This is a genomic window from Marinovum algicola (assembly GCF_900109145.1).
Lineage (GTDB): Bacteria > Pseudomonadota > Alphaproteobacteria > Rhodobacterales > Rhodobacteraceae > Marinovum > Marinovum algicola.
On the sequence record NZ_FNYY01000050.1, the window covers coordinates 1 to 6,839 of the forward strand.

9 protein-coding genes are annotated in these 6,839 nt (G+C 60.0%); 7 read left to right on the top strand and 2 right to left on the bottom strand.

Going from position 1 to position 6,839, the window contains the following annotated elements:
• Nucleotides 1–68 precede the first annotated feature (68 nt).
• Together BMW90_RS26235 and BMW90_RS25840 are read left to right on the top strand one after the other, a co-directional pair.
• Nucleotides 69–820, top strand: a protein-coding gene (locus tag BMW90_RS26235; RefSeq protein WP_139211566.1) for an IS5 family transposase whose coding sequence is annotated in 2 segments (ribosomal slippage) — nt 69–393 and nt 393–820 — 753 coding nt in all. Because the reading frame shifts where the segments join, the coding sequence is not laid out codon by codon here.
• 838 nt (nt 821–1,658) lie between these two features.
• Nucleotides 1,659–2,006 (top strand): hypothetical protein, encoded by a 348-nt coding sequence (locus BMW90_RS25840; protein ID WP_244526636.1) that lies wholly within the window; start codon nt 1,659–1,661, stop codon nt 2,004–2,006.
• A gap of 143 nt (nt 2,007–2,149) precedes the next feature.
• Here BMW90_RS25840 and BMW90_RS26865 read toward each other — a convergent pair whose 3' ends face one another.
• Both BMW90_RS26865 and BMW90_RS25845 read right to left on the bottom strand, forming a co-directional pair.
• Nucleotides 2,150–2,317: a hypothetical protein gene (locus BMW90_RS26865; protein ID WP_170850636.1), complete on the bottom strand. Its 168-nt coding sequence runs from the start codon at nt 2,315–2,317 to the stop codon at nt 2,150–2,152.
• A 1-nt stretch (nt 2,318) separates the two neighbouring features.
• Nucleotides 2,319–2,549 carry a helix-turn-helix domain-containing protein gene (locus BMW90_RS25845; protein WP_074840638.1) on the bottom strand — a complete coding sequence of 77 codons (231 nt, stop codon included), beginning with the start codon at nt 2,547–2,549 and terminating at the stop codon, nt 2,319–2,321.
• An 83-nt stretch (nt 2,550–2,632) separates the two neighbouring features.
• Here BMW90_RS25845 and BMW90_RS25850 point away from each other — a divergent pair, with 83 nt between their 5' ends.
• The 5 genes from BMW90_RS25850 to BMW90_RS25875 all read left to right on the top strand — a co-directional run bounded on the left by BMW90_RS25850 (nt 2,633) and on the right by BMW90_RS25875 (nt 6,589).
• Complete coding sequence (locus tag BMW90_RS25850; protein WP_074840640.1) at nt 2,633–3,079, top strand: hypothetical protein; 447 nt, start codon at nt 2,633–2,635, stop codon at nt 3,077–3,079.
• A 57-nt stretch (nt 3,080–3,136) separates the two neighbouring features.
• Nucleotides 3,137–3,874, top strand: coding sequence for a hypothetical protein (locus BMW90_RS25855; protein WP_074840642.1), 738 nt, complete (start codon nt 3,137–3,139; stop codon nt 3,872–3,874).
• The gene (locus tag BMW90_RS25860; RefSeq protein ID WP_139211567.1) at nt 3,874–4,083 is read left to right on the top strand and encodes a hypothetical protein; all 210 of its coding nucleotides are present in this window, start codon (nt 3,874–3,876) and stop codon (nt 4,081–4,083) included. The genes BMW90_RS25855 and BMW90_RS25860 overlap by 1 nt, the downstream gene beginning before the upstream one ends.
• Nucleotides 4,070–5,173 (top strand): tyrosine-type recombinase/integrase, encoded by a 1,104-nt coding sequence (locus tag BMW90_RS25865; RefSeq protein WP_244526638.1) that lies wholly within the window; start codon nt 4,070–4,072, stop codon nt 5,171–5,173. Before BMW90_RS25860 ends, BMW90_RS25865 begins: the two co-directional genes overlap by 14 nt.
• A gap of 396 nt (nt 5,174–5,569) precedes the next feature.
• Nucleotides 5,570–6,589 carry an IS110 family RNA-guided transposase gene (locus BMW90_RS25875; RefSeq protein WP_074838651.1) on the top strand — a complete coding sequence of 340 codons (1,020 nt, stop codon included), beginning with the start codon at nt 5,570–5,572 and terminating at the stop codon, nt 6,587–6,589.
• The last annotated feature ends 250 nt before the right edge of the window (nt 6,590–6,839 follow it).

The following is a 6,839-nucleotide window of genomic DNA, read 5'->3' on the forward strand; positions in this document are numbered from 1 at the left end:
CCTAGGGTCAGGATGCATTGATTTCCGCTGCAACGCGTGATTCACGGTTCCGAAAACGGAGCGGTGAAATGTCTGATCTTTTCTGGCTGACCGATGCGCAGATGGCGCGTCTTAAACCCTTCTTTCCGAAGTCGCATGGTAAGCCTCGGGTCGATGACAAGCGGGTTCAGAGCGGGATTATCTTCATCAACCGCAATGGGTTAAGGTGGCGCGATGCCCCTGCAGCCTATGGCCCGCACAAGACTCTCTACAGCCGCTGGAAGCGCTGGAGCGAGAAAGGCGTCTTCGCGCGGATGATGGCGGGTCTGGCCGCCGGGCACGGCGAAGAACAGACCGTGATGATTGACGCCACCTATCTCAAAGCCCACCGCACAGCGACCAGCATGGCCGCGAAAAAGGGGGGCGCGGCCGCCTGATCGGTCGAACCAAGGGTGGTATGAACACCAAACTGCACGCCATCTGCGACAGCCAGGGGCGCCCTCTCGACCTGTTTGTTACCGCCGGCCAGGTGAGCGACTACATCGGCGCGCGGGCGTTGCTTTGCGGCCTGCCAAACGTCAAATGGCTGCACGGGGATCGCGGCTATGACGCTGACTGGTTCCGAGAAGCGTTGCAAGACAAAGGGATACGCGCCTGCATCCCCGGTCGGAAGCAGCGAAAAACCCCGGTCAAATATGACAAGCGCCGGTACAAGCGGCGAAACCGGATCGAGATTATGTTCGGCAGGCTCAAGGACTGGAGGCGCGTCGCAACACGCTATGACCGCTGTCCCAAGGTATTCCTCTCGGCCATCGCTCTCGCAGCTATCGTCATCTATTGATTATGAATCCTGACCCTAGTTCGTGGAAGGGTGGTAATTGTGACCCGACCGTACGGCTTCAAAGCGGAGCGCACCCTTTCATATCTCGCGACAGCTATGTAGTTTACAACTTCGCCGAAGTGGAGCGATGCATTACGATTGAGGCAGGGGTGACGCAAGGGCGGTTTGTTCGCCGGGAACCCTTTCAGGGGCCAGATTTATCTCGAATCATCAACGGGATAAGCAAATCACGCTTTACGCCAAAGAAAGTGAAGAAGTACTTAGCGTCTCTTCATTGAGCTGCACTCGCCCTTCGCGCATCACCACCCCACGCTCCTCCATCCGCCTCAAACAAGTCCTGATGCGCTCTGACAGCGCCCTACGCGGCACGTCTGGCGCAATCGGCAATATCGGTCGTGTACTGCGTTGCGCCTCAGGGCCGTCTCTGAGCCCCGCCAGCACTACCCTTGTAAGTTCATCCCTGCCCTATCCGCGCCGGGGATTTCCGGCGTCTCACGAACGGTTTTCGCCCGAATGCTCCCGACGCTTTGCTGGTATACCGTGCCGCCACGCTCCACGGTCCGGGTGTTATCTCAGGAATTCCGCAAATGCGGCTCAGAAACTTCGTCGCGATTCTTGGCAACGGTCTTTTTGCTGACCCGGCACCTGCGCGCGATGATATCCACGAGGACGTGGGCTGACCAAGCCGCGCGGTGACAGGAAATGTCCCCCATGAGTCCCCCAGGTGGCCATTAGGAATCCTGCGGCAACGCGATTTATGCGTAACGTGTTGATATTGTTTGGAGGCGAGTACCGGAATCGAACCGGTGTACACAGATTTGCAAGACTAGGTAAGTTGATGTTCATTATGGATTTACTGTTTAGAAGTGCTGAGGAATACCGTCGAACAGACCGTGAATGTTTAGACGGCAATTGGCGCTGTCGAGGGGAGGGGTCACCGGTAGCCCAGCGCCAGCTTGCGATCTGGACCTTGCAGCCCATCGCCGCGCTGCTGGCCGAGGAAGCAACCGCCAAGCTGGGCGCGGTGGTCGAGATCGACACGATCCGCCCCTTGCAAGCCTTCGACGCAGGCGGACGCGCCAGGGCGCTATCCGCGATCATCAAGACGCTGGCCGAAGCGAAGGAGGCTGGCATTCCAGCAGGCGACGTGTCTGGCGCGATGCGCATGGTCGATTGGGGGAAATGAGATAGGCCGGTCGCGCCTGGGAAAGCTCTTGTCCAGCTTGTTCACCCGAAGCGACCCGGATCAGTCGGTGAGTGCCGTACAACCCCTACAGCGCGCGGCCCGGTCCTCCACTGGGCGCGGCGCGCACTTTTGCCTTATGTGGGCTACCGTTCCTTCGCGCTTGTCTCGATGACATCGCGCAAAACTTTGATTTCTTCGATCAAATCGGCTTGGCGAGCGCTGAGGGTTTCCAGAATTTCCGACTGCACATTATTGCTATGCGTCAATGTTTTGATCGCTGCCGTCAGCTCTTTAATTACTTCTTCGTCCAATTCACTCTCCTGTTTTCAGACGGACGCCAGGGCCTCCGCCGTTCTCTGCAATAAACTCGACCCCTGCATTCTCAAGGGCTTTCTGCAAGGACGCTATGGTTCTTTCATAGGGGTGACGGCCCTCTTTTTCGAAGCTGGCAATCGTCCTTTTGGCCACGCCAGAAGCTTCAGCCAATCGATCCTGAGACATCGCCACGAGGGCACGAGCTGCGCGACATTGTGAGGGCGTCATTTTTAACCTTGCGCTAATAGTGCAATCTGCGCTAAAAGTGCAGCATTGCCCTAAAAGTGTAACCTAATCAGGAGACCCTGACAATGACCAAAGAACGCGCCCGCGCGAATGAAGAATTGCGCCCCGTCAGCAGCTGGGAAAACAATCAGGCGAAGGGCCATGCCCTGTGCGGTCAATACATGTGGGGCGAGCACAAAGACGAGGTGAAGACCCTGCGGAACCGACAGGCAGCGTACCTAAACAGCCTGCCGTCCGATCCCCAAGACGCCATCTCTGCCGCCAAGAAACTACTTGACTTTGAATACAGCGCATATCCGGAAGGCATTGAGAAAGCGTTGCATTTTTCTTTCGCGCTTGAGGCTATGGTCAAGCATGGCTCCACCGACGACGATGGCCCGGAACGTGATGCAGCGATCTATTTGGCGGATCAGGTGGCCCATGCGATGGTGCGCGCGACCGAGCAGCTGGACCGGATCAGCGATATTCTGGACAACCCGGCCAGGTTGGAGCGGGAATCCCCATCTCTCTAACTGAACCTTCCACATTAATGCTTGACGTGCACTCTTATCGTGGGTTACTCAATAAGCATGAAATCGAGTGCCTTCATAAAGATCGTGGCGGAAGCCTACCGGGTCGAGGAAAAGACCGTGACGCTCTATGCCCGCTTCATGAAAGAGGCGGGGCTGATCACCTCCGGCGCAAGGGGGGTGAACGCCCCGCACATGCATCCGCGCGATGCGGTGCGCCTGACGATTGCGCTTCTCGCCACCGGCACCGCCGCTCATGCGGTGCAGCTCTATCAGCGGTTCGCGAGCATGACTTATCAGCCCGACCGCTACAATGGGCCCCATCCCGCCAGCCTCGGCGTCCACGAGGGCGCAACGCTGGAATCCGTTCTGCTGCACATGTTCACGGCTGACATGTTCCCCGAGGGTGTCGAGGGCGGCGGGCCGTTCGAGTGTTCGCCATACCTTGAGCTGCAAGAGAATCAGCGTATTGCCACGATTGAGCATTCGCCGCTGATCGACGGAAAGTATCAGCACGGCGAACGCAAGCGCGCCGGTCTCTACTTTGCCACCCGCAACCGGCCCGAGGACATGGCCCTTGAGGATCGCTGCGCGCATGGCGGCATCATGGTTTCACGCGGCATCGCCCCGAGTGCCCTCTCTCAATGCGCCCTGCCGTTCTACCTCGAATGGCGCGACAAGGTTTCGTGGGAGACCATGCAGAAAGAGACCGAGGAAGAGAGCATCCGGCGGCATCGCGACGGTGACTTTACACCGGACAAGGGCCTCTGGTTCGAACGCGATCTAGGGGAGGCATGATGATGGAGCGCCGCCCCGCCGCAATCCGCAAGTCCGACCTGACGCCCGCTTTCGAGGCCGCGAAGGCTGCGGGCTTTGATCAGGTGTCCATCGTTGTGGAAACCGCCGATGGCAAGCGGTTCCTGATCACGGCCGGGACGGGCGGCGATGCTGCCAAGCCGGATATGACACCGCTCGAAAAGTGGAGGGCAAGCCGTGCCGCAAGCTGATCTGCCCAAAGGCGTGCACCGCGTCCGGCGGAAGCTGGCCAACGGCAAGAGCCGTTTTCACTTCTACGCATGGCGCGGCGGTCCCAAGTTCTGGGAAGATGACCACCGTAAGCCGAGCGACCCCACGTTCTATCAAGCATACGCGGATGCCGCTGCGCGCCCGAAACCGGCTGACTACACGACGCCTCAGATGGTGGATGACTTCCTGTCCAATACCGCCATGCCCAAGGGTGAGCGTTCACGCGCTGATATTCGGAAATGGGGTCTGCGATTCGCGGACCATTTCAAGGATGCGCCCGCCGTCATCTTCGAGGAACGCGGCGCACGGGGCGAGGTGAACGCATGGCGAGCGCTATGGAAGCACTCGCCCAAGCAGCACGATATGGCGGGCACCCACGCGGTTCGCATTCTCAATTGGGCGGTGGATGAGGGCAAGCTGTCCGAACATCACTGCCACAAGCTCCACCGGCTCTATGAGGTGGATCGCTCAGAAATCGTCTGGACCCCGGCGGACCGGGAAGCCTTCAACGCGGTCGCGCCGGAATGGGTGCGCCGTATTCTCTGCGCGGCCTGCGAAACCGGCTTACGCCCTGCCGACCTGATCAAGCTGACGCCTGCCCATATCGAGCAGACGCCGCTCGGCCGTCGCCTTCGCGTCAGGACGAACAAGCGCAAGCGGCTGGCCCATATCCCGATCACGCCGGCGCTGGCCGAGGTGATCGACACGACCCCGCCGGGCCGGTTGCTGATCCTTACGAATGCGAATGGCAATGCCCTGACCCCGCATCGCGCGTCCGAGGGTGTCCGCCAGTGGCGCGGCAAAGCCAAGCTGTCCGATGAGCTGCGCCTGTACGATGCACGGGGGACGGCTGCAACGCGCCTGCTGAATGCGGGCCTGTCCCTTGCCAACATCGCCAATCACATGGGCTGTGACAACGCGTTCAGGAAAGACCGAGACGGCGGGAAGCCGATGCCTGAACCAATCGACGCGCTGATGTCTTACCTTGGCGCGGCGGCGCTCGGCGGCGACCAGCGACTTTTTTTGTACGTGAAACCGAGCCGGGACAGCAGGTTGGCAATGGAAGAATGATGCACCCGCACGCCCTCGGCATCGGCCAGCGCATCGCGCAGCTCGAAGAGCGTGATGTCGGGGTCTTGCGCGACCAACTCCTCAAGGAAACCCTGGTGCGGCGCCAGCTTTCCCTTGCCGCGTGGAGGTCCCTGGGGAGCCGGTCCCGCATGACCTTTGGTCCGCACCTGACGCGCCCACCGTGCGCCAGTGGCCGGTGACACCTTCAGACGCAACGCTGCCGCACGCCCGCTCAATCCTTCCTCAATATATCTCTGAAACCGTTTCCGAAGCGCCGCAGGCAAAGGTGCTGACATGATCCATCCTCCCAATGAGGATGATGATGTGGACGCCGCTGCGAGCTCAGCGCCAGATGTGGTGCGGAGTACCACGCAAAAGCAGGAAAGGAGCGTTCCGATGAACATAGCAACAATTGGATTGGACTTGGCTAAGAGTGTCTTTCAGGCACATGGCGTGGATGGGGCCGGGAAGACCGTTCTGGTGAAGAAGCTGCATCGTAAACAGATGCTCCCGTTCTTCTCGAAGCTGCCACCCTGCCTGATCGGTGTGGAAGCTTGTGCCACGGCGCATCACTGGGCTCGGACGTTGATCGCCATGGGCCATGACGTGCGGATCATGCCGCCGTCTTACGTCAAGGGATACGTGAAGCGCGGCAAGAGCGACGCTCTGGATGCCGAAGCGATCTGCGAGGCCGTTGGGCGTCCGACGATGCGGTTCGTTCCTGTGAAGACGGTAGAACAACAGAGCATCCTGATGGCGCACCGGACCCGATCGCTACTCGTGCGCCAACGAACCATGGCCGCGAATGCGCTTCGCGCGCATTTGGCCGAATATGGCCTTGTCGCAAATCCGGGCATCGCCAATCTGGTGAAGCTGGCGGATCGGGCATTTGCCGATGAAGCCCTGCCAGCCTATGCCCACCGGGCGCTTGAGATCCTGATCCGCCGGATCGCTGAATTGACCGAAGAGATCGGCGCACTGGATCAGGACCTGAAGGCCTGGCATGCCGGGAACGAGGCAAGCCGCAGGCTCGCGGCCATCCCCGGCGTCGGTGTGATCACCGCGACCGCCCTCGCAGCGACCGTTACGGACCCGGATCAATTTCGCTCCGGCAGACAGTTCGCTGCCTGGCTTGGGCTCACGCCGCAGCAGCACTCAACAGGTGGCAAGACCCGGCTTGGCGGCATCTCGAAACAGGGCGACCGCTATCTCAGGCGATTGCTGGTCGTCGGGGCCACGGCAGTCATGCGGCACGCCAAGCGAAACCCGACGCCGATGACGGACTGGGTGAACGGATTGCTGGAGAAAAAGCCGTTTCGGCTTGTTTCTGTCGCGCTCGCAAACAAACTCGCCCGCATCGCATGGGTACTGCTCACGCGCGGCGAGACCTACAGGCCCTACGGGCGACCCGTTTGACAGCACCGGCCGAAACCAGATTGGCAATGGCAGTCGATGATGCGTAACGATCGAGCCAAAGGTGAAGCAAACCCGTCTGATTCAACGCGCCTCCAAAGCGCGCCAGGTTGATCAGGGACCTCACCGGCGGATTTCCATCAGGGCCAGCGGCAGAAGACAGCCGCGCAAGCAGGCCGGACATATGAAAGCAACCGATCACCGCAACCGACAAAATCAACCCTTGCCATAGGCGGCGTCCACATATGAATCA

Excerpts from the sequence above, each read along its gene's own strand:
- BMW90_RS25855 (WP_074840642.1), top strand. The coding sequence starts at position 3,137 with ATGAAATCGAGTGCCTTCATAAAGATCGTGGCGGAAGCCTACCGGGTC.
- BMW90_RS25875 (WP_074838651.1), top strand. The coding sequence starts at position 5,570 with ATGAACATAGCAACAATTGGATTGGACTTGGCTAAGAGTGTCTTTCAG.
- BMW90_RS25860 (WP_139211567.1), top strand. The coding sequence starts at position 3,874 with ATGATGGAGCGCCGCCCCGCCGCAATCCGCAAGTCCGACCTGACGCCC.
- BMW90_RS25840 (WP_244526636.1), top strand. The coding sequence starts at position 1,659 with ATGTTCATTATGGATTTACTGTTTAGAAGTGCTGAGGAATACCGTCGA.
- BMW90_RS25850 (WP_074840640.1), top strand. The coding sequence starts at position 2,633 with ATGACCAAAGAACGCGCCCGCGCGAATGAAGAATTGCGCCCCGTCAGC.
- BMW90_RS25845 (WP_074840638.1), bottom strand. The coding sequence starts at position 2,549 with ATGACGCCCTCACAATGTCGCGCAGCTCGTGCCCTCGTGGCGATGTCT.